This window comes from Micromonospora taraxaci, from assembly GCF_007830095.1.
In the GTDB taxonomy this organism is placed as follows: Bacteria; Actinomycetota; Actinomycetes; order Mycobacteriales; family Micromonosporaceae; genus Micromonospora; species Micromonospora taraxaci.
In genome coordinates, this window is the sequence record NZ_VIWZ01000001.1 from 1369465 (window position 1) to 1395414 (window position 25950).

The 25950-nt window shown below is 72.6% G+C and carries 24 protein-coding genes; 15 read left to right on the plus strand and 9 right to left on the minus strand.

The features are described from left to right. Positions 1-72 precede the first annotated feature (72 nt). Positions 73-1128, plus strand: a complete 1056-nt coding sequence (locus tag FHU34_RS06535) for a glycosyltransferase family 4 protein (protein ID WP_145785459.1) — start codon at positions 73-75, stop codon at positions 1126-1128. A 10-nt stretch (positions 1129-1138) separates the two neighbouring features. On the opposite strand, the gene FHU34_RS06540 is transcribed toward FHU34_RS06535, so the two are convergent. After that, positions 1139-2560 (minus strand): serine/threonine-protein kinase, encoded by a 1422-nt coding sequence (locus FHU34_RS06540; protein WP_145779148.1) that lies wholly within the window; start codon positions 2558-2560, stop codon positions 1139-1141. Positions 2561-2724: 164 nt separating this feature from the next. Here FHU34_RS06540 and FHU34_RS06545 point away from each other — a divergent pair, with 164 nt between their 5' ends. The 7 genes from FHU34_RS06545 (at position 2725) to FHU34_RS06575 (ending at position 11207) form a co-directional block, all read left to right on the plus strand. After that, on the plus strand, positions 2725-3558 hold the full coding sequence (locus FHU34_RS06545) for a patatin-like phospholipase family protein (RefSeq protein WP_145779149.1): 834 nt from the start codon (positions 2725-2727) through the stop codon (positions 3556-3558). Next, positions 3558-4562: a 1-acyl-sn-glycerol-3-phosphate acyltransferase gene (locus FHU34_RS06550; RefSeq protein WP_145779150.1), complete on the plus strand. Its 1005-nt coding sequence runs from the start codon at positions 3558-3560 to the stop codon at positions 4560-4562. The genes FHU34_RS06545 and FHU34_RS06550 overlap by 1 nt, the downstream gene beginning before the upstream one ends. A gap of 21 nt (positions 4563-4583) precedes the next feature. After that, positions 4584-4904 (plus strand): divalent-cation tolerance protein CutA, encoded by a 321-nt coding sequence (cutA, locus tag FHU34_RS06555; protein ID WP_145779151.1) that lies wholly within the window; start codon positions 4584-4586, stop codon positions 4902-4904. 48 nt (positions 4905-4952) lie between these two features. Continuing rightward, positions 4953-8516 carry an SCO7613 C-terminal domain-containing membrane protein gene (locus FHU34_RS06560; protein ID WP_145779152.1) on the plus strand — a complete coding sequence of 1188 codons (3564 nt, stop codon included), beginning with the start codon at positions 4953-4955 and terminating at the stop codon, positions 8514-8516. A gap of 137 nt (positions 8517-8653) precedes the next feature. Then, a complete protein-coding gene (locus FHU34_RS06565) occupies positions 8654-9706 on the plus strand; it encodes a fatty acid desaturase family protein (protein WP_145779153.1) in 1053 nt (350 codons plus the stop codon). A gap of 56 nt (positions 9707-9762) precedes the next feature. Continuing rightward, positions 9763-10056: a 4a-hydroxytetrahydrobiopterin dehydratase gene (locus tag FHU34_RS06570; protein ID WP_145779154.1), complete on the plus strand. Its 294-nt coding sequence runs from the start codon at positions 9763-9765 to the stop codon at positions 10054-10056. Further along, the gene (locus tag FHU34_RS06575; protein WP_145779155.1) at positions 10053-11207 is read left to right on the plus strand and encodes an FHA domain-containing protein; all 1155 of its coding nucleotides are present in this window, start codon (positions 10053-10055) and stop codon (positions 11205-11207) included. Before FHU34_RS06570 ends, FHU34_RS06575 begins: the two co-directional genes overlap by 4 nt. 126 nt (positions 11208-11333) lie before the next feature. Here FHU34_RS06575 and rocD read toward each other — a convergent pair whose 3' ends face one another. The 4 genes from rocD to FHU34_RS06595 form a co-directional block, all read right to left on the minus strand. Beyond that, entirely contained in the window at positions 11334-12548 is a 1215-nt protein-coding gene (rocD, locus tag FHU34_RS06580) for an ornithine--oxo-acid transaminase (RefSeq protein ID WP_208745123.1), read from the minus strand. Further along, complete coding sequence (gene ddaH, locus FHU34_RS06585) at positions 12548-13363, minus strand: dimethylargininase (protein WP_208745124.1); 816 nt, start codon at positions 13361-13363, stop codon at positions 12548-12550. Before ddaH ends, rocD begins: the two co-directional genes overlap by 1 nt. Before the next feature lie 396 nt (positions 13364-13759). Then, positions 13760-14611 (minus strand): DMT family transporter, encoded by an 852-nt coding sequence (locus FHU34_RS06590; protein ID WP_244311569.1) that lies wholly within the window; start codon positions 14609-14611, stop codon positions 13760-13762. A gap of 203 nt (positions 14612-14814) precedes the next feature. Next, positions 14815-15063 (minus strand): hypothetical protein, encoded by a 249-nt coding sequence (locus FHU34_RS06595; RefSeq protein WP_145779158.1) that lies wholly within the window; start codon positions 15061-15063, stop codon positions 14815-14817. A gap of 402 nt (positions 15064-15465) precedes the next feature. Between FHU34_RS06595 and FHU34_RS06600 the strand changes: the two genes are divergently transcribed. Genes FHU34_RS06600 through FHU34_RS06610 form a run of 3 tightly spaced genes read left to right on the plus strand, consistent with a single transcriptional unit; the run spans position 15466 to position 17403 of the window. Then, on the plus strand, positions 15466-16353 hold the full coding sequence (locus tag FHU34_RS06600; protein ID WP_145779159.1) for a helix-turn-helix domain-containing protein: 888 nt from the start codon (positions 15466-15468) through the stop codon (positions 16351-16353). Then, positions 16346-16546 carry a DUF397 domain-containing protein gene (locus FHU34_RS06605; protein WP_145779160.1) on the plus strand — a complete coding sequence of 67 codons (201 nt, stop codon included), beginning with the start codon at positions 16346-16348 and terminating at the stop codon, positions 16544-16546. The genes FHU34_RS06600 and FHU34_RS06605 overlap by 8 nt, the downstream gene beginning before the upstream one ends. A gap of 47 nt (positions 16547-16593) precedes the next feature. Beyond that, positions 16594-17403 carry an Fpg/Nei family DNA glycosylase gene (locus FHU34_RS06610; protein ID WP_145779161.1) on the plus strand — a complete coding sequence of 270 codons (810 nt, stop codon included), beginning with the start codon at positions 16594-16596 and terminating at the stop codon, positions 17401-17403. 28 nt (positions 17404-17431) lie between these two features. On the opposite strand, the gene FHU34_RS06615 is transcribed toward FHU34_RS06610, so the two are convergent. Beyond that, on the minus strand, positions 17432-18295 hold the full coding sequence (locus FHU34_RS06615) for an aminoglycoside phosphotransferase family protein (protein WP_145779162.1): 864 nt from the start codon (positions 18293-18295) through the stop codon (positions 17432-17434). 64 nt (positions 18296-18359) lie between these two features. On the opposite strand from FHU34_RS06615, the gene FHU34_RS06620 reads away from it, so the two are divergent. The 3 genes from FHU34_RS06620 to FHU34_RS06630 all read left to right on the plus strand — a co-directional run bounded on the left by FHU34_RS06620 (position 18360) and on the right by FHU34_RS06630 (position 21776). After that, positions 18360-19241, plus strand: coding sequence for a fructosamine kinase family protein (locus FHU34_RS06620; protein ID WP_145779163.1), 882 nt, complete (start codon positions 18360-18362; stop codon positions 19239-19241). A 319-nt stretch (positions 19242-19560) separates the two neighbouring features. Then, on the plus strand, positions 19561-20826 hold the full coding sequence (locus tag FHU34_RS06625; protein ID WP_145779164.1) for an AGE family epimerase/isomerase: 1266 nt from the start codon (positions 19561-19563) through the stop codon (positions 20824-20826). Next, positions 20823-21776: a carbohydrate kinase family protein gene (locus tag FHU34_RS06630; RefSeq protein WP_145779165.1), complete on the plus strand. Its 954-nt coding sequence runs from the start codon at positions 20823-20825 to the stop codon at positions 21774-21776. Before FHU34_RS06625 ends, FHU34_RS06630 begins: the two co-directional genes overlap by 4 nt. A 94-nt stretch (positions 21777-21870) precedes the next feature. Here the strand turns inward: FHU34_RS06630 and FHU34_RS06635 are convergent, their stop codons facing one another. The 3 genes from FHU34_RS06635 to FHU34_RS06645 form a co-directional block, all read right to left on the minus strand. After that, positions 21871-22839, minus strand: coding sequence for a LacI family DNA-binding transcriptional regulator (locus FHU34_RS06635; protein ID WP_145785461.1), 969 nt, complete (start codon positions 22837-22839; stop codon positions 21871-21873). 72 nt (positions 22840-22911) lie between these two features. Next, on the minus strand, positions 22912-24291 hold the full coding sequence (locus FHU34_RS06640; protein ID WP_145779166.1) for an FAD-dependent oxidoreductase: 1380 nt from the start codon (positions 24289-24291) through the stop codon (positions 22912-22914). Between the two features lie 23 nt (positions 24292-24314). After that, entirely contained in the window at positions 24315-25451 is a 1137-nt protein-coding gene (locus tag FHU34_RS06645; protein WP_244311570.1) for a carboxylate-amine ligase, read from the minus strand. Positions 25452-25608: 157 nt separating this feature from the next. Between FHU34_RS06645 and FHU34_RS06650 the strand changes: the two genes are divergently transcribed. After that, positions 25609-25902, plus strand: a complete 294-nt coding sequence (locus tag FHU34_RS06650) for a DUF6412 domain-containing protein (RefSeq protein ID WP_244311571.1) — start codon at positions 25609-25611, stop codon at positions 25900-25902. Positions 25903-25950 lie beyond the last annotated feature (48 nt).

Genomic DNA, 25950 nt, shown 5'->3' on the forward strand with positions numbered 1-25950 from the left:
CAACGGGGAGGACTCGTGGCCCTGATCCACCCGCCCGCGGACCGGCCGACAGGGCGGTCGTTGCGCATCGCGATGGTGGTCCCGCCATGGTTGTCAGTGCCGCCTCCCGGCTACGGCGGCCTCGAACAGGTCGTCGCCGCCCTGGTGGACGCCCTCAGCGTGCAGGGCCACGCGGTCACGCTGTTCGGTGCCGGTAGCGACCACGGCACGGCGGCTGACGGCTTCGTCTCCACAGTTCCCGAGGTCCAGTACGAGCGGCTCGGTGAGTCACTGCCGGAACTGGCCCACCTGGCCCGGGTGAACCGGCTGATCACGGCGGCCGACTTCGACGTGATCCACGACCACACCACGATCGGCCCGCTGGTCGCCGGCCGCCGGGCGGTGCCGACGGTCGCGACAGTGCACGGCAACCCCGTGGGGGAGTACGGCGACGTGCTGAGCGACGTCGACCAGGGCGTCGCCCTGGTGGCGATCTCGCACGCCCAACGTCGGTTGAACACCGACCTGCCCTGGGCCGGCACCGTGCACAACGCACTGGACATCCGTGGTTTCCCGCGCAAGAACGAGCTCGGCCGGGGGCCGGTGCTGTGGCTGGCCCGGTTCAGCCCGGACAAGGGCCCGGAGGTCGCCATCCGCGCCTGCCGGGAGGCCGGGTTGCCCCTGCTGCTGGCCGGCAAGTGCAACGAGCCGGCCGAGCGTCGCTACTACGAGCAGGTCGTCGCGCCGCTGGTGGACGAGAACGTGACTGTCGTGCTCAACGCCGACCGCGCGGAGACGCTACGGATGCTCGTCGACGCCCGCTGTCTGATCATGCCGATCCAGTGGGACGAGCCGTTCGGCATGGTGATGCTGGAAGCGATGGCGACCGGCACACCTGTGGTGGCGCTCAACCGGGGCGCGGTGCCGGAGCTGGTGCGCCCCGGGTTGACCGGGCTGGTGTGCGAACGGCCGGAGGAGCTGCCGGCGGCGGTGCTCGCGGTCGAGCGGCTCGACCCGGAGGACTGCGTGGCGCACGTCGCGGAGAACTTCTCGGTCGAGCGGATGGCGAACGACTACGTCGAGGTCTATCGACGGTTCGCCGCCGACCGGTACGACATCCGCGAATCGGCCCGGGTGTCGGCCCGCTGACCTGCCCCGATCAGACCCGGGCTGCCCCCAGGTCGGCGATGGCGGCGTCGAGTTGGGACGCGTACCCCGGACTGATGCCACCCTCGCCGAGGCGCACCGCGACCTTCTCCCGCAGTCGGGCCACCGGTGGCGCCAGCTCGTCTCGGCCGGAGCTGACCGCGGCGGTCAGGTTGCGCAGCTCGTTGCGCAGGTCGAGACCCACGTCGTCACGGATCTCCCCGGCGCTCAGGCCGGCGGTGATCAGCCCGTCGACCCGGCTGGCGGCCTCGACCAGGCTCCCCGGACGCGACGTGGGCGTGCCGGTGCTCGGCGTCGTCGGCGAGGGCGTGGTCGGCTCCGGCGACGCCGGGGCCGGCGGGTCGCTCGGCGAGGTCGTCGTCGGGCCCACCGAGGGCTGCGTGCGGGGCGTCGGCCGCTGCTCGGGCAGCAGGGCCACACCGGCCAGTGCCACACCCACGGCCAGGACGAGCAGCAGCGCCAGCCGGCGTCGGGACCAACCCGAGTCGACCGCCTCGCCAGCGGACGTCGGCGGGAGGTCGACCGGCTGCGGGGGCAGGGGTCGGGTGGGCACCCGGACGGTCGCGGCCGGGGGATCGGGCGGCAGCAGGTGGCCGCGCAACACGGTGGCGACCTGCCGGGCGGTCGGCCTGTCGGCCGGATCTCGGGCGAGGCTGCGCAGGCAGATCCGGGCCACCGGCGGAGGCAGCTCCGGCAGCTCGGCGAGCGTCGGTGGCGGGCCGTCGACCAGTGCGGCGCTGAGCTGCTCCCAGGTGTCGGCCGGGTACGGAACCCGACCGGTGAGCGCCTCGTACAGCAGCACGCCGAGTGAGTACACGTCGGTGGACGGCTGGGCCGGCGCGCCGTCGAGGCGTTCCGGTGCGACGTACGCGGGGGTGCCGAAGGTCTCGCCGTCCTCGTCCTCGTCCGGTGCGCCGATCCGGGTGGCGATGCCGAAGTCGAGCACCTTGACGCCCGTCCCGGTCATCATCACGTTGGCCGGGGTGATGTCCCGGTGCACGATGCCGAGCCGGTGCGCCGCGGCCAGTGCCTCCGCGACCTGCGCGCCCACCTGGACCGCCTCGGCCCACGGCAACGGCCCCTCGGTGAGGCGCAGCTCCAACTCCTCGCCGTCGAGCAGCTCCATCACCACGAACGAGGTGATCGAGCCGTCCGGATCGACAGTCTCGCCGTAGTCGTGCACCGAGGTCAGATGAGGGTGCACCAACTGGGCGGCGGCCCGGGCCTCCTCGCGCACCATGCCCCGGAAACGCGCGTCGGCGGCCAGCGAAGGAGCGAGGACCTTGAGTGCGACCAGCCGGTCCAGCACCTCGTCCCGGGCACGCCAGATGACCGACATGCCGCCGGCGCCGATCTGGTCGAGAAGTCGGTATCTGCGAGCCAGCAACCGGCCCGGATGCAGTGCTGCCTTCACAGATCGCACCTGCCTCAGGGGTGGGAGCGGTATCAGGTTGCGCGAATGTGTCCTGCCTGTCAACGCCGTCGCCACCCCGGTCGGCGGGCGGCGCCCGGTGTGCGCCGACCGCCCGGCGACGGTGGCCGGCCGGTCGGCTGCGCGCCCGTGCCAGGATGAGGGGCATGGCGGGGGGACCTGTGGCATTCGTGCTCGGCGGCGGGGGCGTGCTCGGCGCGGTCGAGGTGGGCATGCTGCGCGCGTTGTTCCGCGCCGGCATCAAACCCGACATGGTGCTCGGCACCTCGATCGGCGCGGTGAACGGCGCGCTGGTCGCCGCCGACCCGACGGAGGCGGTGACCGACCGGCTGGTCCGGCTCTGGGCCTCGCCGGAGGCGAGCGAGGTGTACGGGGACTCGGTCGCCCGGCAGTTGCGCCGCTTCGCCGCCCGTACCCATCTGCACTCACCTCGCCCACTGCGCCGGTTGCTGGAGACCGAACTGGGGGTGGACACCACCTTCGCCGACCTGCGGGTGCCGTTCCGCTGCTGCGCCGCGCACATCGAGCGGGCGGCCGAGCACTGGTTCGACAGCGGTCCGGTGGTGCCGGCGGTGCTGGCGTCGGCCTCGGTGCCCGGCCTGCTCCCGCCCATGGAGATCAACGGCGCGCACTACGTGGACGGGGGCATCGTCAACTCCATCCCGATCGGCGAGGCCGTTGCCGTCGGCGCGCGCCGGATCTACGTCCTCCAGGTGGGCCGCATCGAACGGGAGCTGACGCCACCCCGACGGCCGTGGGAGATCGCCCAGGTCGCGTTCGAGATCTCCCGCCGACACCGGTTCTTCCGCGAGTTGGCCGCGCTACCCGAGGGGGTCGAGGTGCACGTCCTGCCGACCGGAGGGCTCAACCCCCGCGACGACACGCCGTGGGCGTACCGGGACATGGCGGCCGTGGGGCGGCGGATCAGCCGGGCGTACACCGCCTCCCGCCGCTACCTCGCCACCCACCAGGAGCGATGATGCCGCTGCCCCCCAGGTGGCTGCGTCGGTTGCTGTTCGCCCCCGCCGTGGTGGCGCTGGCGTTCGTCGTGGTCACCACCCTGCCGATCTGGGCGCTGCTCGCCGCCGCCGCGTCTCCGCTGGTCCCGGGCCGGTTGCGGCCGCTTCGACTGCTCTGGATCGGCTGCGTCTACCTGGTCTGGGACGCCGCGGCGCTGATCGCGCTGTTCCTGCTCTGGGTCGTCTCCGGCTTCGGCTGGCGGACCCGGTCACCGACCTTCCAACGCGCGCACTACGTGCTGGCCGGCTGGTTCCTGCGGGTGCTGTTCTGGCAGGCACGTTGGACACTGCGGCTGCGCATCGACGTGGTGGGCACCGACCCGGACACCGCGCTGCCCGGCCGACCCGAGCTGGTGCTGTGCCGGCACGCCGGGCCGGGCGACTCGTTCATCCTGATCCACGGGCTGGTCAACTGGTTCAAGCGGGAGCCACGCATCGTCCTCAAGGACAGCCTCCAGTGGGACCCGGCGATCGACGTGCTGCTCAACAGGCTGCCCAACCGGTTCATCGCGCCGACGCCGGAGCGCGGCGAGGAGACGGTACGCCAGGTCGGACACCTGGCCACCGGCCTGGACGACAACGACGCGTTCGTGATCTTCCCGGAGGGCGGCAACTTCACCCCCAAGCGACGGCTGCGTGCCATCGCCCGGCTGCGCTCCCTCGGGCTGGAACGGATGGCACTGCGCGCCGAGCGGATGCGTCACGTACTCGCCCCGCAGCCCGGCGGAATGTTGGCCGCGCTGGACGCCGCCCCGGACGCCGGGGTCATCTTCGTCGCCCACACCGGGTTGGACCGGATGCTCACGGTGGCCGACGTCTGGCGGGAACTTCCGATGGACAAGCGGATCGTGATGCGGTTCTGGTCCGTGCCGCCGGAGGACATCCCGGTCGGGCGGCAGCAACGCATCGACTGGCTCTTCGACTGGTGGGCGCAGATCGACACCTGGATCGCCGCCAACCGCTAGTTGTCCGCGTAGGGTGCGGTCGTGGACCAGATCTGCGTCGTGACGACGGTGGTGGATGCGCGTTCGGTCGCCGACGTGCTGGCGGCTGCGGCCGTCGCCGGCAGGCTCGCCGCCTGCGCCCAGGTAGGTGGTCAGGTGGACAGCACCTACTGGTGGAGGTCCGGAGTGGAGACCAGCACCGAGTGGTCGGTGCAGTTCAAGACCGCACCGGACCGGCTGACCGCGTTGGTGGACCAGATCCGGGTCAGTCACCCGTACGAGGTGCCGGAGATCCTGGTGTCCACAGTGGAGAGCGGTGACCCGGCGTACGCCACCTGGGTGCACGAGCACACCCGGCTCTGAGTACGCGCACTCTGGGCCGCGCCCCTGTCGCTTTTGAATGATGGCCGGGTGGACGACACCCGCTATCCCTGCCCCGCGTGCGGCGCACCGGCCGATCTGAGCGCCGGGTGCCCCGGCTGTCGGCGTGCGCCCGATCCAGTCGCCGCCGAGGTGGTCAGTCTGGGTCGGCAGATCGCCCAGTTGGAGCCGGAGGTGGAGCGGGCCCGCCACACGTACACCGAGCTGGCCGGTCGCCTGTCGGCCCTGTCGCGGCGGCGGGCCGAGTTGGCGGCTGTCGTCCGGGCGGGGTTGGCGGTGCCCGCCGTGGCGCCTTCGGTTCCTGCTCGTGGCCCGGCTCCGGTCGCCGCGGGGAGTGCGGCGCCGGGGGCGGCCGAGACGTCGACCCGGACGGTCCAGGGGGTGCTCTTCGTCCTCGGTGGACTTCTGCTGGGCACGGCGGCGGTCGTGTTCACGGCGGTGGCTTGGGCGGCGGTGGGGGTTGCCGGGCGTGCGTTGATCCTGGCCGCGTTCACCGCGCTCGCGCTGGCCGTGCCGCTGCTGGCGGTTCGCCGGGGGTTGCGCGGCACGGCGGAGACCTTCGCCGCGGTGGGGTTGCTGCTGGTGGTCCTGGACGGTTACGCGGCCTGGTCGGTTGACCTGGCCGGGGTGGCCGGCTGGCCGGGTAGCCGGTACGCCGCGCTGGTCGGGGGGGCCAGCGCGGCGGTCGCCGCGGCGTACGGCCGGTGGAGCGGGTTGACCGGGCCGTGGTTCGCCGGGCTGGTGGCCGCGCAGCCGGTGTTGCCGTTGCTCGCCGTCGGGGTCGAACCGGGTCCGGCCGGTTGGACGCTGGTCCTGCTCGGGGTGGCGCTGGGGAATCTGGTGGTGCTGGTCGGGCTGCGCGGCCGGGACGGGGCGGCGCCTGTCGTCGGCCGGGTGCTGGCGGGGATCGGACACGTCGGCGCGCTCGTCGCCGCCGCCGCATCCGCGCTGGTGCCGCTGGCCGTCGGGCGGGCGGGCGGTTCGTCACTGCTGGCCGGGGTGCCGCTGCTGCTGGTCGCGTTGACGGGTCTCGGCGCGGCCTGGCTGGTCGGCGGGCGGGCGCTGCGGGGGGTGGCCGGCGGGCTGCTGGTGCCGGTGCTCGCCCTCGCCCTGCTGCGCCCGGTGGCCGAGCTGCGGCCGTCGATGCTGCTGCTCGCGGCGGCGATGGTGGCGCTCGGGCTGGCTGTCGCGGTGTGGAGGCTGCCGGTCCCGACCGACGGGGAGGCGGCCGGTGCCGGCGGTTGGCGGACCGGCCCGCGCGCGGGGGCGTTGCTGGTCGCGGGCGGCACTGCACAGGTGGCCGTACTGGCCAACGCCGTGTTGGCGGTCGCCGCCGTGGGCCGCTCGCTGCCACCGTGGGGCGGGGCGGGGTGGGGACCGGACCTGGACTGGGGCTGGCAGTTGGCACCGGCCGTGGCGTTGGCGGTCGCCGCGACGGCGCTGCTGCTGCCCCAAAAGGCGCGAACGGTGCTCGCCACGGCCGGCGCGGTGGCGGTGCTGCTCGCCCTGCCCGCCGGCTGGACGGCCTCCTGGCCGACGGTGGTGGCCGTCGATCTGGTCGGAGGGGTTGCGCTGCTGATCGCCGTGCTGGTCCGCCCGGCGACCCGTCCGGCCGTCCTGCTCACCTGCGCGCTGGGCGGCGCCGTCCTGCTCGGGCACGGGCTGCTGGTCGCTCTGGCCGCCCCGGTCGGTGTCCTGGTGGCACTCGGCGTGATCGTCGTGGTCGGGCTGGCGCTCGTCGTCCGGCGGGGCATCGGGGCGTACCGGCGGGTGGCCGGGGTGGGTCTGCTGGTCGCGCAGCTCGCACTGCCCGGCATCGCCGTGGTGGCGCTGTTCGCCGGGGGCGCGCCGACGTGGTGGCAGGCGAGGCTCGCGCTGGTGGCCGCCGGGCTCGCGGTGGTCGCGGTGCTCGCGGCGCGTCGCCACCGGGTGGAGCTGATGGGGTACGCGGTGACCGGCGCCGTGGTCGCCGTCATCGTGCCCGGTCTGGCGCCGCTGTTTGTGGCGGGCGACGAGCCGATCGCGCTGTACGCGGCCCTGGCGGCGCTGGGCGTGGCGCTCGTCGCCCGTTGGGATCGGCCGGAGTCGGCCGCCGACCAGCCGGCCCAGACGGGCGAGCCGGCGGTCGGAGAGCTGCCGGTCGGGGGGCCGGCGGTTGTGGGGCTGCCGGTCGGGGGGCCGGCGATCGGGGGGTCGTCGGCGGTCGGGGGGCCGCCGGCGATCACCCGGTCGGGCCCGGTGCTGGTGGTGGGTGGCGCACTCGGGCTGGTCGCTGTCCTGGCGGCCCTGCCGAGGGTGTTCACCGCACTCGTGCTGCCGTACGGCGGTCCGGCACAGGTCTGGTCGGGGGTGCCCGCCGTCGTCGCCGATCCGGCGTCGTTGCCCGTCGGGCTGGCGTTGGTGGTGCTGGCGGTGGCCGCGGTGCTCGCCAGTGGTCGGGGGGTCCGCCCGTCGGCGCTGCCGCTCGGAGCTGCGGCGCTGCCCGCGCTGCCGTTCGCCGCTGCGGCGCTGCCGGTGCTGCTGGTGGCGGTCGGCACGCCGTGGCCGGTGCTGCCGGCTGCGGTCCTGCTCGCCGGGTTGGCCGCGTTGCTCCTCGCCGCTCTGGCCGGGCCTCGCCCGACGCTCGCACCGGTCGTCGTACCCCTGGGTGTGGTGCTGGCCGCCTCCGGGGTGGCGGGACTGCTGGCCACCCGGGCCGGGTCGCTCGCCGCCGAGGGAGCGCTGCTGGTCGCGGCGGTGGTCGTCGCTGCCGGCGGACGCACTGTCGTGGTGCGTGTCGCCGGTTGCCTCGCGGCGGTGGGTGCGGCGTCCGCGCTGGCGGTGACCGGCTCGCTGGTCGCCGGGCTGCCGTTGCGGGAGGCCGCGTACCCATTGTTGGCGGTGGCCGCGCTGGTGCTGGCCGTCGCCGCCGCGGCGACACCGACGCGGGCGCTGGTCGGCCGGGTGCTGGACGCTGCCGCGCAGGCGGTGGCGCTGGTGGCGGCGGTGCTCGCGGTCGAGGTGGCGCGACACCTCGCCACGATCTGCGTGCTCTGGGGTGTCGCCGTCGCGGTACGGCTGCTGCGCCGGGGCGAGTCGGCGGGCCGACGGTGGGCGTTCGCCGGCATCGCCGCCGGCAGCGAGTTGCTGGGCGCGTGGGTGCTGTTGGCCGCCGGCGGGGTGACGGTGCTGGAGGCGTACACGCTGCCGGCTGCGGGGCTCGCCCTCGGCGCAGGCCTGCTGGCGCTGCGGACCCGACCCGGGCTGACCAGCTGGCCGGCCCTCGGCCCTGGGCTGGTCGCGGCGCTCGCGCCGAGCCTCGTGTCGGTGTTGGTCGGGCCGGACCCGCAGCCGTGGCGGCGACTGCTCCTCGGCGCGGCGGCGCTCGGCGCGGTGCTGGCCGGCGCGACCCGGCGCTGGCAGGCACCGGTGCTGCTCGGCGGCGGGGTGCTGGCCCTGTTGGCGCTGCACGAGTTGGCCCGAGGCTGGGATCTGCTGCCCCGGTGGATCTACCTGGGTGTCGGCGGGCTCGCCCTGGTCGCGTTGGCCGCCACCTACGAGCGGCGGCGACGTGACCTGGCGCGACTGCGCGCTGCGGTGGGCCGACTGAGCTGAGCCGAATCAATGGGGGGTAGGGCCTGCCCTACCCCTCATTCGGGGGCTGTCGGGGTTACTCAGCGCTACCGCTTTCGGGAGACTTGACAATAAGCCCGAACCACCCTGGTCCGGGCGCAAGTGGAACGGGAGCAGCGATGGCGCTCGGAGCGGTGGCGGAACCGCCGGTACGGCGGCGAGGCAGTGACTACGCACAGTTGTCGCGACGGATCAGTCAGGCTGGCCTGCTGGAGCGCCGCCCCGGCTGGTACGTCGCCCGCATCGTGCTCACCCTCGGCGCGTTCGTGGCCGGCTGGGTGGGTGTGTTCCTGCTCGGCGACTCCTGGTGGCAGTTGCCGCTCGCGGCTCTGATGGCGGTGGCCACCACCCAGGTCGCGTTCCTCGGTCACGACGCCGGGCACCGGCAGATGTTCCGTCGGCGCGGGCCCAGCGAGCTGGTCGGACTGCTCGCCGGCAACCTGGCGGTGGGGCTCAGCTACGGCTGGTGGGTCGACAAGCACAACCGGCACCACGCCAACCCGAACCACGAGGACGAGGACCCGGACGTCGGCGCGGGCGCCCTGGTGTGGACGCCTGAGCAGGCGCTGGAGACCCGTGGGTTTGGCCGGTGGGTGGCGCAGCGGCAGGCGTTCTTCTTCTTCCCGATGCTCCTGCTGGAGGGCCTGAACCTGCACGTGGCGAGCATCCGGGCGATCGTCGGGCGCGAGCCGGACGGTCGGTACAGCACCCCGATGCGACACCGGGCGGTCGAGGCGGCGTTGCTCGTCGTGCACACCGCCGCGTACGTGGCGTTGCTGTTGGCGGTCATGTCGCCGGTCAAGGCGCTGCTGTTCGCCGTCGTGCACCAGGCGCTGTGGGGCCTCTACATGGGTTGCGCGTTCGCGCCGAACCACAAGGGCATGCCGATGCCGACCGCCGAGGACGAGTTGGACTTCCTGCGTAAGCAGGTGCTGACCTCCCGCAACGTGCGGGGCAGCCGGTTCGTGGACACCGCGCTGGGCGGGCTCAACTACCAGATCGAGCACCACCTCTTCCCGAACATGCCCCGCGCCAACCTGCGCCGGGCCCAGCCGATCGTCCGCGCCTACTGCGCTGAGCAGGGCGTCCCGTACGCGGAGACCGGGCTGGTCGAGTCGTACCGGCAGGCGCTCGGTCACCTGCACGAGGTGGGCCGGCCGCTGCGCGGCTGAGCGGCTGACCGGTGGCGTGTCCGCCTCGTCGGACGCGCCACCGGTAGGGTCTGGGCATGGCAGACCTGCTCACCGCGGACGCGGTGCGAGAAGAGCTGAGCGGGTTGACCGACTGGTCGGGTGACCCGACCGGGATCGGTCGTACGGTCCAGCTCGGCAGTTTCCCGGACGTCATCGCCGTTGTGAACCGGGTGGCGACGGTGGCCGAGGAGGTCGACCACCATCCCGACATCGACATTCGATGGCGGACCCTGACCTTCCGCTGCGTCACGTACTCGGACGGTGGGGTCACCCACCGCGACATCGCGCTGGCCCGGCGGATCGACGAGATCATCCGGAGTGCGGCATGAGATTCGAGATCAGCAAGGTGCTGGACGCCATCGAGGGACGGGTCTGCACCGACCCGTCGCTGGCCCGGGCCGTGGTCGACCTGGCCGAGGTGATCCGCTACCAGGACATCGACGGTGGCCGGCCGGCCAGCCTGCTGCGGCTCGGCATGGTCATCGACGCGCTCTCCCGCGACCTGGAGGAGGACAGGGTCCAGGTCTACGCGGTGGTGCACCGGGCGTTGCTCTCCGACGCCGACCTGACCTCCAACGAGCGGATGGTCGTTCGCCGCTGGGCCGACGACGGGCTGGTCGAGGTGCTCGACAACCCGGGTGACCGGATGTTGGAGGTCGCCGACCTGCTGGGGTTGCCGGTGCTCAGCCGGGTCCGCTTCGACGGGCTGCGCGGTCGGTTCCCCTGGCTCGTCGAGCAGCCCGGTCGAGTGGTCGCGCCCGTGCCGGGCGCCGGCGGGCCGGTGTTCATCGCGCACGTCGGCGGCGGTCACTCGCCGGTGGCCGGCAAGCGGTCGCCGACAGGTGTGAAGCTGCTGGCCCGCCAGTGGCGCTGCCCGGAGTCGGGGTGCGCGTTGTTCGGCGGCGGTGGTGGGGGTGGCGCGTTCGCCGACCTGGCCGGGGGTGCCGACCGCAGCCCGGCCGCGCAGCCGCCGCCCGCGCTGCGCAACGGCGTACCGACCTGCCCGCGGCACGGTGCCCGGCTCGGTGACGCCGGCCCGCGTCCGCGTACGGAGGTGCTCGCGGTGCGCGTCGGCGGCCTGGTCCGGCGGCGGTTCGTGCTGAGTGAGGAGCAGCCGTTGGTGGCTGGTCGGGCCCCCGAGCAGGACGGCGGGATCATGCTCGGGCAGTGGCTCAACGACGAGGCGCGGCGGTGGATCAGCCGTGGGCACGTCCGCTTCGAGTTGCGGGTCGGCGAGGTCATCGTGACTGACGTCAGCACCAACGGCTCCGGCATCCGCCCGGCCGGTTCGATGGCCGAGTCGGACCGGATCCCGCTCGCGCCGCAGCAGTCCCGGGTGCTCGGTGAGAACGACATGGTGGAGCTGTACCCGGGGGTCCAGATCGGCCGGGCGGAGGAGCTGCCCGCCGGTGCCCCGTTCACGCCCACCTCGGTGATGGCCGAGGCTCCGACGATGGCGATGCGCCTACCCCGTCCCTGACGCGCGCCCCGCCCGCACGGCGCGGTGCGGCGCGGCAAGATCCGCACAAGAACAGGGAAAGTGCTGCCTCAGATGGTGTCGAGGCAGCACTTTCCCTGTAGTTGCGCAGATCTTGACCGAGGTGGGTCAGCCGGCCAGCACCTCGGCGAGCGCGGCCACCGCCAGGTCGATCTCCTCCTCGGTGATCACCAGCGGCGGGGCGAGCCGGATCGTGGACCCGTGGGTGTCCTTGGCGAGCACGCCGCGCGCGGCGAGCCGCTCACAGGCCTCCCGCCCGCTCATCAGCGTCGGGTCGATGTCCAGGCCGGCCCACAGGCCGCGTACGCGTACCCCGACCAGACCCTTGCCGACCAGCCCTTCCAGGCCGGCCCGCAACCGCTCACCCAGCTCCGCGGAGCGGCGCTGGAACTCGCCGGTCGCCAGCAGCCGCACCACCTCGACGGCCACCGCGCAGGCGAGCGGGTTGCCGCCGAAGGTCGAGCCGTGCTGGCCGGGCTTGAGCACGCCGAGCACGTCGGCGTTCGCGGCCACCGCGGACACCGGCACGATGCCGCCGCCGAGGGCCTTGCCGAGCAGGTACATGTCCGGCACGACGCCCTCGTGGTCACAGGCGAAGGTCGCGCCGGTACGCCCCAGACCCGACTGGATCTCGTCGGCGATGAACAGCACGTTGCGCTCGGTGCAGACCTGTCGTACGCCCGGCAGGTAGCCCTCCGGCGGCACCACCACGCCCTGCTCGCCCTGGATCGGCTCCAGCAGAACGGCAACGGTGTTCTCGTCGATCGCGGCGGTCAGCGCGTCCAGGTCGCCGTACGGCACGACAGTGAAACCCGGGGTGTACGGCCCGAAGTCGGCGCGGGCGTCCTCGTCGGTGGAGAAGCTCACGATGGTGGTGGTGCGGCCGTGGAAGTTGCCCTCGGCGACCACGATGTTGGCCTGCCCGGCGGGCACGCCCTTGACCTGGTAGCCCCACTTACGGGCCACCTTGATCCCGGTCTCGACCGCCTCGGCGCCGGTGTTCATCGGCAGCACCAGGTCCTTGCCGCACAGCTCGGCCAGCTCCCGGCAGAAGTCGGCGAACTGGTCGTGGATGAACGCGCGGCTGGTCAGCGTGAGCCGGTCCAGTTGCGCGTGCGCGGCGGCGATCAGTTGCGGGTGCCGGTGGCCGAAGTTCAGCGCGGAGTAGCCGGCCAGGCAGTCCAGGTAGCGCTTGCCGTCCACGTCGGTGAGCCAGGCGCCCTCGGCGGACGAGATCACCACCGGCAGCGGGTGGTAGTTGTGCGCCGTCCAGCGCTCGGCGTCCCGGACCGCTCCCGGCGTACGCAGGATGTCATCCACGATCACTTGCTTGCCTTTCCCTGACGGAGTCGCAGCGTGCAGCACTTCGGTCCGCCGCCGGCCTTACGGAGTTCGGACAGGTCGACACCGATGGTCTCGTAGCCCCGGTCGCGCAGCTTGGCGGCCAGGTCGGTGGCCTGGGCCGGCAGCACCACGTGCCGGCCGTCGCTCACCGCGTTCAGGCCCAGCACCTCGGCGTCGGCCATGGTGGCGTGCACGGCGTCGGGGAAGAGCCGGCGCAGCACCGCCTGGCTGCCGGGGGAGAACGCCTCCGGCAGGTACGCCACAGTCTGCTCGTCGAGCACTGTCAGCGCGGTGTCCAGGTGGTAGAAGCGCGGGTCGACGAGCTGCATGGTGATCACCGGGTAGCCGAAGACCTCCTGCAACTGGGCGTGCGAGGCGTGCGCCGTGCGGAACCCGGTGCCGGCCAGCAGGTGGTCGCCGGCCAGCAGGACGTCGCCTTCGCCCTCGTTGACGTGCTTCGGGTCGTACATCTCGAAGCCGGCGTCCTCGAACCAGGCCCGGTAGGCCGGTGCCTCGTCGGCGCGCTGCGGGTCGCGGAACTGCACGGCCATCGCCTTGCCGTCGATCACCGTGCCGCCGTTGGCGGCGAAGACCATGTCGGGCAGGCCGGGCACCGGAGTGATCTCCTCGACGGTGTGGCCCAGGTCGCGGTACGTCTGGCGCAGCTGCTCCCACTGCCGGATGGCCAGCGCGGGGTCCACCGGCGCGCTCGGGTCCATCCAGGGGTTGATCGCGTAATCGACGGCGAAGTACGTCGGCCGGCACATCAACAGGCGCTGGCTGGTGGCGTCCATCGTCATTGTCCTGCTCCCAGGGGTCGGGCGCGCCCGGCCACCGTGGCCCACGGGCTGGCGCCGTTGCTCAACGTTATGCGGCGTCAGCGGCAGGATCCACCACTGAGAGTTGCGCAGACCGAAGATTCGTTGCGTCTAGGAGGCAGCCGGGAGTGATTCGTTGTGTCAGCGCGTGCCTGTGATCGACTCGCGTTCCGGGAAAGTGCGGTATCGGAGCGACCGGGACACCCCGACGTCGCCGAAGCCGAGTCGATCACGCCCAGAAAACACTTCAGGGGCGGCGAACCGCCGCCCCTGAAAGGGTGTCTGCCCGGCCGGTGAACCACCGGATTGTTCGGGCTGCCGGCGAACCGCCGGCGTTTGCCGGTGCATCACCGGCGAGCGGAACAGTGCCCGCTAGAAACGATCGACAAACTGTGAGTCAAGCCACTCGCGGAAGCGCTGCACCCAGTCGCCGTCGGTGGTCGGCCAGTCGAACTGGCCGGTCATCGCGAGCACCCCGACCACCACCGCGGCCAGTCCGATGAGCACGCCGAACAGCGCGTCGGTGGTGCCGGCGACGTGCCGACGGCGGGTGGCCATCAGGCCGAGCACCGCGAGCACCGCTCCGAACGCGCCGAGCCCGATGCCGTAGCCGGCCAGGGTCCCGGTCAGCACGAACAGCGCACCGGCGACGGAGACGATCAGGCCGAGGGTGGCCAGCAGGCTGGCCCGCGGCTTCGGGCCACGCGTCACCGGCGCCTCGGGCGCGGTCGGGCTCGCGGTCGGGTCGGCCGGGCGGTCGGTCACGACGCGGCCGGTCGTGTCGGGTCGCCGGGTCGTGCCGTCGAGGTCCGCGTCCCGCTCGGCGGTGCGCGTCGCGGTCGCGTCGGTGCCGGTTCGGGGCGTGGTCTCGACCGGGCGGGCGGTGTCGCTCCGGGACTCGGTCTCGACCGGCCGGGCGGGGGGCGCCCCGCTCTCCACCGGCCGGGCGGTGGCCGCGCGAGCGACCGCGGCTCGTGCGGCGGCGCGCCGCTCGGCCTCGCCGGGCTGGTCGTCGGTCGCGGCGGCGCTGGGGGACGTCGTCTGGTCGGCGTCCCGGTCCGCGACCGCTGGACGGCCGGTGTCGCCGTTGGTCCGGCCCTCGGTCACCGTCGAGTCGTCCCGGTCGGTGACCTGGGTGTCGCGGCCGTCGATGCGGCCGTCGAGGTTCTCGTCCCGCGTCGGCGCCGGCTCGGACCGGCGGGACAGCGAAGGAATCCTGACCACTACACACCTCCTGTTGAATGCGTGGTGGCCGTCGGAAGAAGGGACACCCACGCGGTACGACCCCTGAAGTACCCCGCTGCACGTTTCCTGACACCATTTCCGGGTACGGCCGCCGGGACCGCCTTGATCGACTCGGCTTGCGGGGAGATCGGGGCGTCGGCTCGCTTTCTCGAACCCGCCTTGATCAGGCGGTGGAGCGCGACCTACCGCCTCCGCGTGAGCGCTGGCGCGGCGTGCAGCACCCGCAGCCCGGCCTGTTGCACGAACACCTCGCGCTTGTCGATGGCCAGTCCCTTGTCGTTCAGGACGTAGCCCGTCAGCCAGACCCACCCCTGGTACGTCGGGCGCGGATCGACACTCACCAGGCGGAGGCGCAGCTCCCGGTCGTCGGCGAACTGCACCGAGCACGCCTCGCCGATCAGCAGCAGGTCGCCGGGCTTCAGGTCGGTCATGTGGGCCAGTGCCCACGCGTGATCGGAAGGCGGTGGCGGGCCTGGCAGGGCAGTTCAGCACCGCACCGGCACACCGTGCGCCAGCGCGCCCAACTCCAGACCGGGCGGTGTCGACGGGCGAGGGTCAGTGCGGTGACCAAGAGGTATTCGTTGTACGACACGCGCATGGTGGCGTTCCTTCCGAGGAATAGCGCGTGCCGTGCTGCAGGCGCGCTATTGCCGACGCCATTTCCGACGTCACTTCCGGGCTCCCCTGATGCGTGACAGCTTGTTCCATGCTGGCCACCTTGCGCAATGTCCTGACCCGTCCTAACCTCAGTCCGAAATGACGCACGAGGAATGAAATGGAAATGCGCGCGTGGCGAAACATTCCGTGTTGCACGAGGAGAGCGGTGATGTTGCATGACGGATGAAACAAGCGGGTCGACAGTCCCTCGACGACAGCTCGGTAGGCTGCTCACGCAGCTCCGTGAGGAAGCCTCGGTGACGCTGGACGCCGCAGCGGAAGCGCTGGACTGCTCGCGGCAGAAGGTGTGGCGCATCGAGAAAGGGCTGGTTCCGGTGCGGGTGGTGGACGCCCGTGCGATGTGTGCTCTATATCGCGTGCCGGCCGCGATGGGGGACATTGTCGCCGGCCTCGCGAAGGAGACCCGCGCCAGAGGTTGGTGGCACTCGTACGGCGATGTGGTTCCGTCGTGGTTCTCGCTCTATGTCGGCCTGGAATCGTCCGCCACGCTGATTCGCCGATACGATTCGGAGTTGATCCCCGGACTTCTGCAGACCCGCGAGTACGCCGCCGAACTGTTCCGCCGGAAGAATCCGACGATGACCGCTGACGAGCGGGAGAAGTTGGTGCAGGTGCGGTTGCAGCGGCAGGGCATCCTCGTCCGTCGGCTGCCCACCGCGCCCACCCTGCGGGTCGTCCTGAGCGAGGCCGTCCTGCGGCGCACGATCCCCGACCATCGGGCGATGACTCAGCAATTACGACACCTGCTCGACGTGGCCGCGCTGCCGACAGTGAGCCTGCGGGTGTTGCCGCTCGCCGCCGGTCCGCCGCTGGCCAGCGAGACCGGCACCTTCGTCCTGTTGGATTTCCCGCAGGCGTTCGGCCGGGCGTCGACCGAGCCGACCACCGTCTACCTGGAGAACATCACCGGCGCGTTGTACCTGGACAAGCCAACCGAGGTCGCCGCCTTCGAACATGTCTGGTCGGACCTGGAGGCGCTCGCATCAGGTGAGGCAGAATCAGAGAAAATGATCACTTCGATCATCGAGGAGCATCATGACTGACCTTGCCGGTGCCACCTGGCGGAAGAGCACCCGCAGCGGCGGGAGTGGCGGTGACTGCGTCGAGGTGGCCGACAACCTGCCCGGCGTCGTGGGCGTACGGGACAGCAAGGACCCGACCGGTGCGGCCCTGGTCTTCGCCACCGCCGCCTGGGCCGCGTTCGTCGACGGCGTGAAGGAGCAGCGCCACCGCTGACCGCGCCGCCCTCTGCGCCTCGGGGCGGCTGGCTATCCTTGGTACCCGTGCCAGAGGGACACACGATCCACCGCCTGGCGGCCCGGCACGCCGACCTGTTCGCCGGGGACAAGCTGCACGCCGCCAGCCCGCAGGGCCGCTTCGCCGAGGGCGCAGCCCGGCTCTCTGGGACCGTCCTGGAGAGCACCGAGGCGTACGGCAAGCACCTGCTGCACCACTACGCCGACGAGCTGACGCTGCACGTACACCTCGGGTTGTACGGCAAGTTCACCGACGGGCCGGGAGAGCCGCCCGAGCCGGTCGGTCAGGTGCGGCTGCGGCTGGCCAGCGACCAGCACTGGCTGGACCTGCGCGGGCCCACCGCCTGCGAACTGCTCACCCCACCCGAGGTGGCCGCCCTGCGGGACCGCCTCGGGCCCGACCCGCTGCGCGCCGACGCCGACCCCGAGCGGGCGTACGCCCGGATCTCGCGCAGCCCGACGCCTCTGGCCGCGCTGCTGCTGGACCAGTCGGTGGTGGCCGGCACCGGGCTCATCTTCGTGACCGAGGCGCTGTTCCGGGCCGGGCTGCCACCGAGGATGCCCGGCCGAGCACTGAACCGCGCCGGCTGGGACACGCTCTGGGCAGACCTGGTCGGGCTGATGCGGCTCGCGGTCGAGCACGGCCGGATCGACACCGTGCGCGACGTGCACCTGCCGGAGGCGATGGGCCGTCCGGCGCGGGTGGACCGGCACGGCGGTGAGGTGTACGTCTACCGCCGCCCCGGCGCGCCCTGCCACGTCTGCGGCACCGAGGTCAGCCGCGGCGAGCTGGCCGGCCGCAACCTCTACTGGTGTCGTACCTGCCAGCCGGGCTGACCCTGCTTCGGGTCCGCATACGGCGTCGCTACCCGTCGAGCAGCCAACGGACCACCTCGATCTGGTGTGGGAAGACGACGTCCTCGGCGATGCTCCAGGCCAGCGTGTGCCCGATCGTCCAGGCCCGGACCCGGTCCCGGTCCAGCCCCAGTTCCGCGGTGAGGCGGTCCAACCGGTGCCGGACGGCCACCGGCGAGTGGCCGAGTTCCCTACCACGCACCATCGGTACGACCGAAAACTCGCGCTCACCGGTCAGCGGCTTCGGGTCGATCACCAGCCAGGGTTCGCGGTCGGCGGCGAGCACGTTGCCGGCGTGCAGGTCCTGGTTGACCAGCACCTGCTCACCCTGGCTCGGCACCAGATCGGTGAGCAGGGTGAGAGCGGCGTCCAGCAGCCGCTGCTCGTACGGGCGGCCAGCCGCTTCCCACCCGTGGGGCATCCGGTCGATCCAGCCGGCGGCCTCCTCGGCCAGTGGGGTGAATGGCGCGCTGGCCGGTCGCCAGAGCCGGGGCAGCAGCCCGGTCATCACGTCCAGCGCCCGGTCCGCCGGCAACTCGTGCAAGGCAGTGCCGGGGTGGCAGCGCTCCACCAGCAGGGCGCGTCGTCGCGGGTCGTGTGCGAGCAGGCGGACCGCCCCGTCACCGTCCCAGTGGGTCAGCGCGTCGGGCTCGTGGCGGCTGTCCTCGTCGGGGTACTGGAGCTTGAGCACCGCCGACGTGCCGTCGGGCAGGTCGGCGGGGAGCGCCAGTGACGCGTACGCCTGCCGGAAGGGAGGGCCGAGTCGGAGCGACCACCGTTCGGCGCACTCCGCCAGCCACGTCGGCAGAGTGGTCAGCCAGGCCCGTCCGGGCCGCGACCCGCGTACCCAGTCGAGCCCTTCGGGCAGATCCATGCCGACATCCTGCCTGGCGGGTTCGACCTTGAACACGCGCCCGGACATGAAGGATCCTGTGCTGATGCAATCGGCACCGTTCCTCCTGGACCGCCTGGGCCGTGCCGGGATCAGCGATGTCGTCACGGTCGAGCCCGCCACGGGTGGGCTCGCGGCGCTCGCGGGAATAGCCACCCGCCGGGAGGCGCCGTCGGTGTTCGTGAAGGCCTTCGCCGAAGCGCCCGACGACGACGTCTTCGTCGCGGAGGCCGAAGGGTTGGCCGCGCTGCGTGAGGTGGGCGGCGTGGTGACACCCGAGGTGATCCTGGCGGACCGGGAGCTGCTCGTGTTGTCGGTGCTGCGACCGAGGCCGCGCACCGAGGCCTTCTGGGAGCGGTTCGCGCACATGCTCGCCCACCTGCACCTGAGCACGACGCATCCGCGCTTTGGTTGGCACCGGGACAACTGGCTGGGCCGCCGCCGGCAGACCAATGGCTGGCATGACGACGGCTTCGCGTTTTTCGCCCAGCACCGGCTGCTCCGGTGGCTGGGGGAGCCCCGCGTCGAGGCGGCGCTCGACCGGGACGATCGTCTTGCGCTGGAGCGACTCTGCGACCGGCTGCCCGACCTGCTGCCGGACCGGCCGGCATGCCTGACGCACGGTGACCTGTGGGCGCAGAACGTCCTCGCCACTGCGGACGGCCAGCCCGCGTTGATCGACCCGGCGGTGTCCTACCTGTGGGCCGAGGTGGACCTCGCCCACGTGTGGTCGACAGCGCCCCCGCCCGAGGCGCAACGGTTCTTCACGGTCTACGCGGAGCTGACCTCCCTCGATGGCGACTGGCAGGCCCGGATGCCGATCGTCCAACTGCGACAACACCTCGCCGTGCTGGCCCAGTTCGACGACGACTGGGGTGCGGCTGACCAGATCCGTGCCACGCTCGCCCCGTTCCGGACGCGATCCTGACCGGAGGGCAGGCGGTCGGGGCGGCTCGCCGTCTCGTCGCCGTCGAGGACGCCTGCGACACGCTCGACTCGTCCGTGACTGCCCGGCGCGGTGTGACGCAACCGGAATTGACAGTTGACCTGCCACCGGAGCAGGGTTGCAGAGTGACAACGATGTCAACGGACAGAGAGGGAGGAATCGCGCAGATGATCCTTCCGCCTGCGCAACCGGTACGGCCAGCCGGTTCGTGGTGTCCTGTTGACGGTTTTCCGGCGCGGACCCGGTCCGCCCGCCGATCCTGGCCGTATGTCCCTTCCCTACCCGACGGTGACCAGCTGAGATGACCGACCTGCCCCGATCCGACGCCGCCCCGACCCCCGCTCCTGCCGGGTCACCAGAACTGCCCGATCTGGACGAGTTCCTCGCCGACCAGACCCGCACACTGCTCGACACCGCCGGCCGGTCGGTCCGGCCCGAGGGCGGCTTCTGGTGGCTCACCGACGACCGCACCCCGGACCGGGGCGAACCGGTGTTCACCTGGATCACCTGCCGGATGACCCACGTGGCCGCTCTCGCCCACCTCGGCGGCGACCCGGACGCCGCCGCCCTCGTCGACCACGGCGTCGCCGCGCTCAGCACACTGCTGCGCGACGACCGGTACGGCGGCTGGTTCAGCGCGGTCGACCAGCAGGGCACACCCGTCGACGACCGGAAGGCCGGCTACGACCACGCGTTCGTGCTGCTCGCCGCGTCCAGCGCCGCGCGCGCCGGCCGGCCGGGCGCGGAGCAGCTGCTCGCCGACGTGTTGGCAGTGGTGCGGGACCGGTTCTGGGACGACGAGGTCGGCGCGGTCCGCGAGTCGTGGAACCGGGACTGGACCGTCACCGAGGACTACCGGGGCGCCAACAGCAGCATGCACATGGTCGAGGCGTTCCTCGCGGCCACCGCCGCGACCGGCGACGCGACCTGGGCCGACCGGGCCCTGCGGATCGCCACCCACCTGGTGCACGGCGAGGCCGCACGGCACGACTGGCGGCTCCCCGAGCACTTCACCGCCGACTGGACGCCGCTGCCCGACTACAACCGGGACCAGCCCGCCGACCCGTTCCGCCCGTACGGCTCGACCATCGGTCACTGGCTCGAGTGGGCCCGCCTGCTGCTGGAGCTGGAGGCTGTCCTTCCGCAGCCACCGCGCTGGCTGCTCAGCGACGCCCGCGCCCTGTTCGCCGCCTCCGTACGGCGTGGATGGGCGGTCGACGGGGCCGACGGCTTCGTCTACACGATCGACTGGGACGACCGGCCCGTGGTCCGCTCCCGGATGCACTGGGTGCTCGCCGAGGCGGTCGGTGCGGCCATCACCCTGCATCGACGCACCGGTGACGAGGTCTACGCCGACTGGTACCGGGTCTTCTGGGCGTACGCCCGTCGCAACCTCATCGACGGCACCGGATGGCGGCACGAGCTGGACGCGCAGAACCTGCCCTCCGACACGGTCTGGCACGGCCGGCCGGACGTCTACCACGCGTACCAGGCGGTGCTGCTGTCCCGTTCGGCGGAAGGGCTCGGCGGCGCCGGCCCGCTCGCACCGGGCGAGGTGACCGCGTGATCGTGGTCGCGGGCGAGGCGTTGATCGACCTGGTGGTCACCCCCGACGGAGAACGGGCCGTGCCGGGAGGCTCCCCGGCGAACGTGGCGGTCACCCTGGCGCGGCTCGACCAGCCGGTACGACTGCTGGCCCGGCTCGGCACCGACGACTACGGTCGGCAGGTCGCCGAGCACCTGAGGGCCAACCAGGTTGACCTGGAGTGGGCGGTCCGCGCCGAGGAGCCCACCTCGGTGGCGGTGGCCACGTTGAACGCCACCGGGCAGGCGAGCTACGAGTTCCGGCTGGCCGGCGCGGCGGACTGGCAGTGGACGCCGCAGGAGCTGCCCGAGCTGGCCGGGTCCTCGGCGATCGCGTTCCACACCGGGTCGCTCGCGCTCGCGCTGGCCCCCGGCGCGCAGGTGTTGGAGGACCTGCTCGCCCGCGAACGCCACCGGGACGGGCTCACCCTCTCGATCGACCTCAACCTGCGGCCGAGCATCGTCACCGACCGGGAGGCGGAGCAGGCCCGGGTACGCCGGCAGGTGCCCCTCGCGCACCTGGTCAAGGCCAGTGACGAGGACCTGGCCTGGCTGTATCCGGACCGGTCGGTGGCCGACGTCATGGCCGAGTGGCGTGAGGTCGGGGTGTCCTGCGCGGTGGTGACCCGGGGTGGTGAGGGCGCCTGGCTGCTGGCCCCGAACGGCACCCTGCACGAGGCGACGGCGGTACGGACCACAGTTGTCGACACCGTCGGCGCCGGCGACTCGTTCACCGGTGGCCTGCTCGCCGCGCTGGCCGACCTCGACGCGCTCGGCGACCGGCCTGCCGACCGCCTCGCCGCGGTGACCGAGCAGCAGTGGGACGCGGTGCTCCGGCAGGCTGCCACGGTGGCCGCGCTGACCTGTGGTCGCCGAGGTGCCGACCCGCCCCGCCGCGACGAGGTCGAAGCCCTACTGACCCCGCAGACCTGAGGAACCGCGTCGATCATGGAGTTGTGGTGGTCGTTTGACGGTGTTCCGCGGCGTTTGCGGGGCACCACAACTCCATGATCGACCGGAGCGGGGGTTAGGCCAGGCCTCGGGGTCTCAGGTGGGTGGGGAGGACTGTGGTGGCGGGCGGTGAATCGTCGCCGGCTATCCGGCCGAACAGCCGCTCGGTGGCGACCCGGGCCAGCTCCCGGGTGTCGTACGCGACGACGGTCAACGGCCGGGGCATCAGGTGGGCCAGCTCGAAGTCGTCGAAGCCGACCAGCGCCGCGTCGTTGCCACGCCGGTGCAGCTCCTGGAGCGCACCCACTGTGAGCCGGTTGTTGGCGCAGAAGAACGCGGTGGGCGGATCCGCCAGGTCGAGCAGTTCGCCGACCGCCCGTCCCGCCTCCTCCGGCGCGATCAGCCTCTCTCGGACCAGCGACTCGTCCGGCTGGACCCCGGCGGCGTCCAACGCCGCCCGCGCCCCGGCCAACCGCTCGCGCATCGTGGGCACGCTCGGCGCGCCCAGCAGGAGGCCCACCCGGCGGTGCCCCTCGTCGAGCAGAGCGCCCACTCCGGCGTGGCTGCCGCCCCGGTTGTCCAGGAGCACCGCGTCGGCCTGTAGGCCCTGCGGAGGCCGGTCCAGGAACACGACAGGCATCCCCAGCTCGACCTCGCGACGCAGGAACGAATGGTCCAGGCCCGCCGGCACCACCAGGAGCCCGTCCACCCGGCGTTGGGTGAAGTCCTGGAGCAGGGCGCGTTCCCGCTCCGGGTCCTCCTCCGAGGAGGCGGTGATCAGCATGGTGCCGTGGGCGGCGGCGATCTCGGCGGCGACGCTGGCGATGGTCGCGTAGAACGGGTTGGCGATCTCCTCGATGAGCAACCCGACAGTGGCGTTGAGCTGCCGGGAGCGCAGGTTGCGCGCGATGTCGTTGCGCCGGAAGCCCAGCTCGGCGATGGCGGCCAGCACCCGGCTGACCAGTTCCTGCCCCACCGGCTCGTCGTTGACCACACGGGAGACCGTCTTCAGGCTGACGTCGGCACGTCGGGCCACGTCGACCATCGTCGGGCGTCGGCGCACGGTCGGCCGGGTCGGGGTCTGGGTCACGGGGTGGTCCTCCACGGCGAACGCGGGTCAGCGGTCGAGCGCGGAGAGCGCATCGACCGCTTTTCGGGCGGCGATGAGCACCGGATCCCACACCGGCGCGTACGGCGGAGCGTAGCCCAGGTCCAGTGCCGTCATATCGTCCACCGTCATGCCGTTCCACAGTGCCACGGCAAGTGCGTCGATCCGTTTCGCCGCCTCCGACCAGCCGACGATCTGCGCGCCGAGCAGCCGACCGTTGGGACGCTCGGCGATCAGCTTCACTGTCATCGGGCGGGCACCCGGGTAGTAGCCGGCCCGGTTGGTCGACTCGGCGATCACCGAGACGAAGTCGAAGCCGGCCGCCTCGGCCTCGCCCTCGCGCAGGCCCGTCCGGCCCACCTCCAGGTCACAGACCTTGGTCACCGCCGTGCCGATCACGCCGGCGAACGTGGCGTACCCGCCGCCGATGTTGATCCCCGCCACCCGGCCCTGCTTGTTGGCGTGCGTGCCCAGCGGCACGTGCACGGGCATGCCGCTGACCCGGTGCAGCGTCTCCACACAGTCGCCGGCCGCCCAGATGCCGGGCATCCCCGGCACCCGCATCCGGCGGTCCACCCGGACCCCGCCGGTCGTGCCGATCGGCAGCCCGGCAGCCGCGGCGAGCGCGGAGTTGGGGCGTACACCCAGGCCCAGGACCACGACGTCGGTGGGCATCGGCCCCTCGGCCGTGACCACCGCGGTCACCCGGCCGTCCCGCTCCTCCAGGCCGGTCACCGGCAGGCCGGCGCGGATCGTGATGCCGAGGCCGCGCATGGCCTCGGCCACCAGCTCGCCCATGTCCGGGTCCACCGTCGACATGGGCTGCGTGCCCGCCTCGACCAGGGTCACCGAGAGACCGCGCTGGATCAGGGCCTCGGCGATCTCGACGCCGATGTAGCCGCCACCGACCACCACGGCCCGGCGCGGTCGCGGCTCGGCGTCCAGCCACTCGCGCAGCGCCGCCCCGTCGTCGAGGGTCTGCATGCCGAACACGCCACCCGCGTCGGTGGACGCCCACGGTGGCTTCACCGGCACCGCGCCGGTGGCGTACATCAGCTCGTCGAAGCGCTCGCGGACCTCGCCGCCGCCTTCCAGGTCCTGGGCCACCACCTCCCGGCGTTCCAGGTCGATGGTCGTGACCTCGTGCCGCATCCGCACGTCCATCGCGTACTCGGTGCGGAACGTCTCCGGATCCCGGGCGATCAGCGCCTCCGGGCCGGACACCAGACCACTGATCCAGTACGGGATGCCGCACGCCGAGTAGGACGTGAAGTGGCCGCGTTCGAAGACCATGATCTCCAGGTCGTCACGGCCACGGCGGCGACGAGCCTGGGACGCCGCCGACATGCCGGCGGCGTCCCCGCCAATGACGATCAACCGTTGCGCCACGGGATCATCCTGTCACGAGGTGTTCAGCCGCGGGTCTGTCGCGCGACGTCCTGCACCACGTCGGTGAGTCGGCCGGTGCGCGCGTACACCGCGCGTTGCCGCGCCGCCCCGCTGCCGTGCCGGCGCAACCCACCCAGCAGGTCGGTCACCTCGGCCCAGTCGCCGTGCTGCTCCAGCGCCGGCCGCATCCGCTCCACGAACCGGTCCAACAGCTCCCAGGCGGAGCTCAAATCACCTGTGGTGACGTCGACGGCCTCGCCCTCCAGGCCGTCGTGGGCGGCCCGCCAGTGTGCCCCGACCAGCAGGTGATGGTCGGTCCGCAACGCCGGTCGGCCGGCCTCGACATCCGTCATCGCGGTGGACACCAGGGCTCGGACCAGCGCGGCGACCAGCACCGCGTCGTCCACCGACGGGCAGACGTCACCGATCCGCAGCTCCACCGTCGGGTACTTCGCCGACAGGCGGGCGTACCAGTAGAGCATCCCCTCGTCGAGCATCACCCCGCTCGAGATCAACTGGCGGATCAGCCGCTGGTAGTGCTCGTGCGACTCCAGCCACGGCGTCGGGGCCACCGAGGGCCACCGCTCCCACTCCACCGACCGCCAACTGGCGTAGCCGGTGTCCGCCCCACGGGCGAACGGCGAGTTGGTGGTCACCGCGTGCAGCAGCGGCAGCCACGGCCGGACGTGGTTGAGCACCTGTACGCCGGTCTCCGGGTCGGGCACGCCCACGTGCACGTGCATGCCGTTGTTGCCGGGACCGGGGACGAGCAGCTGGAACCGCTCGATCATCCGGTCGAACCGGGGCTTGTCCACCACCGGCGGCACCGGGCCGTCCACCGGACCGGTGCCGATGGCGAGCAGGCGTACGCCGGCCCGCTCGGCGGCGTCGGCGAGCGCCCGACGCAGCACGCCGAGGGAGTGCCGGATCGACGAGAGCTCCACACCGGGTGGGCTGCCGATCTCGATCTGACTGGTCTGGAACTCCCGCTCGACCTGCCCGCGCAACTCCGCCGGCACCTGCTCCATGACCAGGTCGACGGCCGGGACCGCAGCCCCGGTGTGCGGGTCGACGAGCAGGAACTCCTCCTCGACGCCCACGGTGAGCAATCCGGTCGCCGCAGCCGCTCCGCTGGGCGCCTCCGCCACCTGGCCGGTCATCGACACCACCGTCCGTTCCTACCGTTCGCGGTCCGTCCGCGTCGGTCCGTCGCTTGGTTACCCAACGTGGCGATACCGGGAAACGTGGCGGCGGTACCTCTTACCGCGTGCCGGCGATCCGGCCGGACGACGTGACACGGCGTCCTATGCTGAGCCCGTGCCGGTGCCGCTGGGATTCCTCGGGTTCGTGTGGGTGTACGCGTTCGCCCAGCTCACCCTTCTCGCGGACCGGCCGGTCGACCTGCTCGCGGGCGCCGCGTTGACCGCGTTGGTGCTGCTCGCCGTGATGCTGGCGGCACGGGTACGCGACCGCTCGGGCGCACCTGGCGTCGGACCCCGTTGGGCCGGCCTGCGGGCCCGTTCCCGTGGTCGTCGGATGCCCCGGCAGATCGACCCGGACGCCGCCGGTCGACCCCGTCCCCGCGCTCCCGGGCACCCCTCGGCCGCGTAGCGCCACGCCGCCGCGCGGCCGATCCCGCCGTCACCGGTCCCCCTGCTG

Coding starts and splice junctions, on each gene's coding strand:
- FHU34_RS06535 (WP_145785459.1), top strand. CDS start 73: ATGGTGGTCCCGCCATGGTTGTCAGTGCCGCCTCCCGGCTACGGCGGC.
- FHU34_RS06545 (WP_145779149.1), top strand. CDS start 2,725: ATGGCGGGGGGACCTGTGGCATTCGTGCTCGGCGGCGGGGGCGTGCTC.
- FHU34_RS06550 (WP_145779150.1), top strand. CDS start 3,558: ATGCCGCTGCCCCCCAGGTGGCTGCGTCGGTTGCTGTTCGCCCCCGCC.
- FHU34_RS06565 (WP_145779153.1), top strand. CDS start 8,654: ATGGCGCTCGGAGCGGTGGCGGAACCGCCGGTACGGCGGCGAGGCAGT.
- FHU34_RS06570 (WP_145779154.1), top strand. CDS start 9,763: ATGGCAGACCTGCTCACCGCGGACGCGGTGCGAGAAGAGCTGAGCGGG.
- FHU34_RS06575 (WP_145779155.1), top strand. CDS start 10,053: ATGAGATTCGAGATCAGCAAGGTGCTGGACGCCATCGAGGGACGGGTC.
- ddaH (WP_208745124.1), bottom strand. CDS start 13,363: ATGGACGCCACCAGCCAGCGCCTGTTGATGTGCCGGCCGACGTACTTC.
- FHU34_RS06595 (WP_145779158.1), bottom strand. CDS start 15,063: ATGACCGACCTGAAGCCCGGCGACCTGCTGCTGATCGGCGAGGCGTGC.
- FHU34_RS06600 (WP_145779159.1), top strand. CDS start 15,466: ATGACGGATGAAACAAGCGGGTCGACAGTCCCTCGACGACAGCTCGGT.
- FHU34_RS06605 (WP_145779160.1), top strand. CDS start 16,346: ATGACTGACCTTGCCGGTGCCACCTGGCGGAAGAGCACCCGCAGCGGC.
- FHU34_RS06615 (WP_145779162.1), bottom strand. CDS start 18,295: ATGGATCTGCCCGAAGGGCTCGACTGGGTACGCGGGTCGCGGCCCGGA.
- FHU34_RS06620 (WP_145779163.1), top strand. CDS start 18,360: ATGCAATCGGCACCGTTCCTCCTGGACCGCCTGGGCCGTGCCGGGATC.
- FHU34_RS06625 (WP_145779164.1), top strand. CDS start 19,561: ATGACCGACCTGCCCCGATCCGACGCCGCCCCGACCCCCGCTCCTGCC.
- FHU34_RS06635 (WP_145785461.1), bottom strand. CDS start 22,839: ATGGTCGACGTGGCCCGACGTGCCGACGTCAGCCTGAAGACGGTCTCC.
- FHU34_RS06645 (WP_244311570.1), bottom strand. CDS start 25,451: ATGACCGGCCAGGTGGCGGAGGCGCCCAGCGGAGCGGCTGCGGCGACC.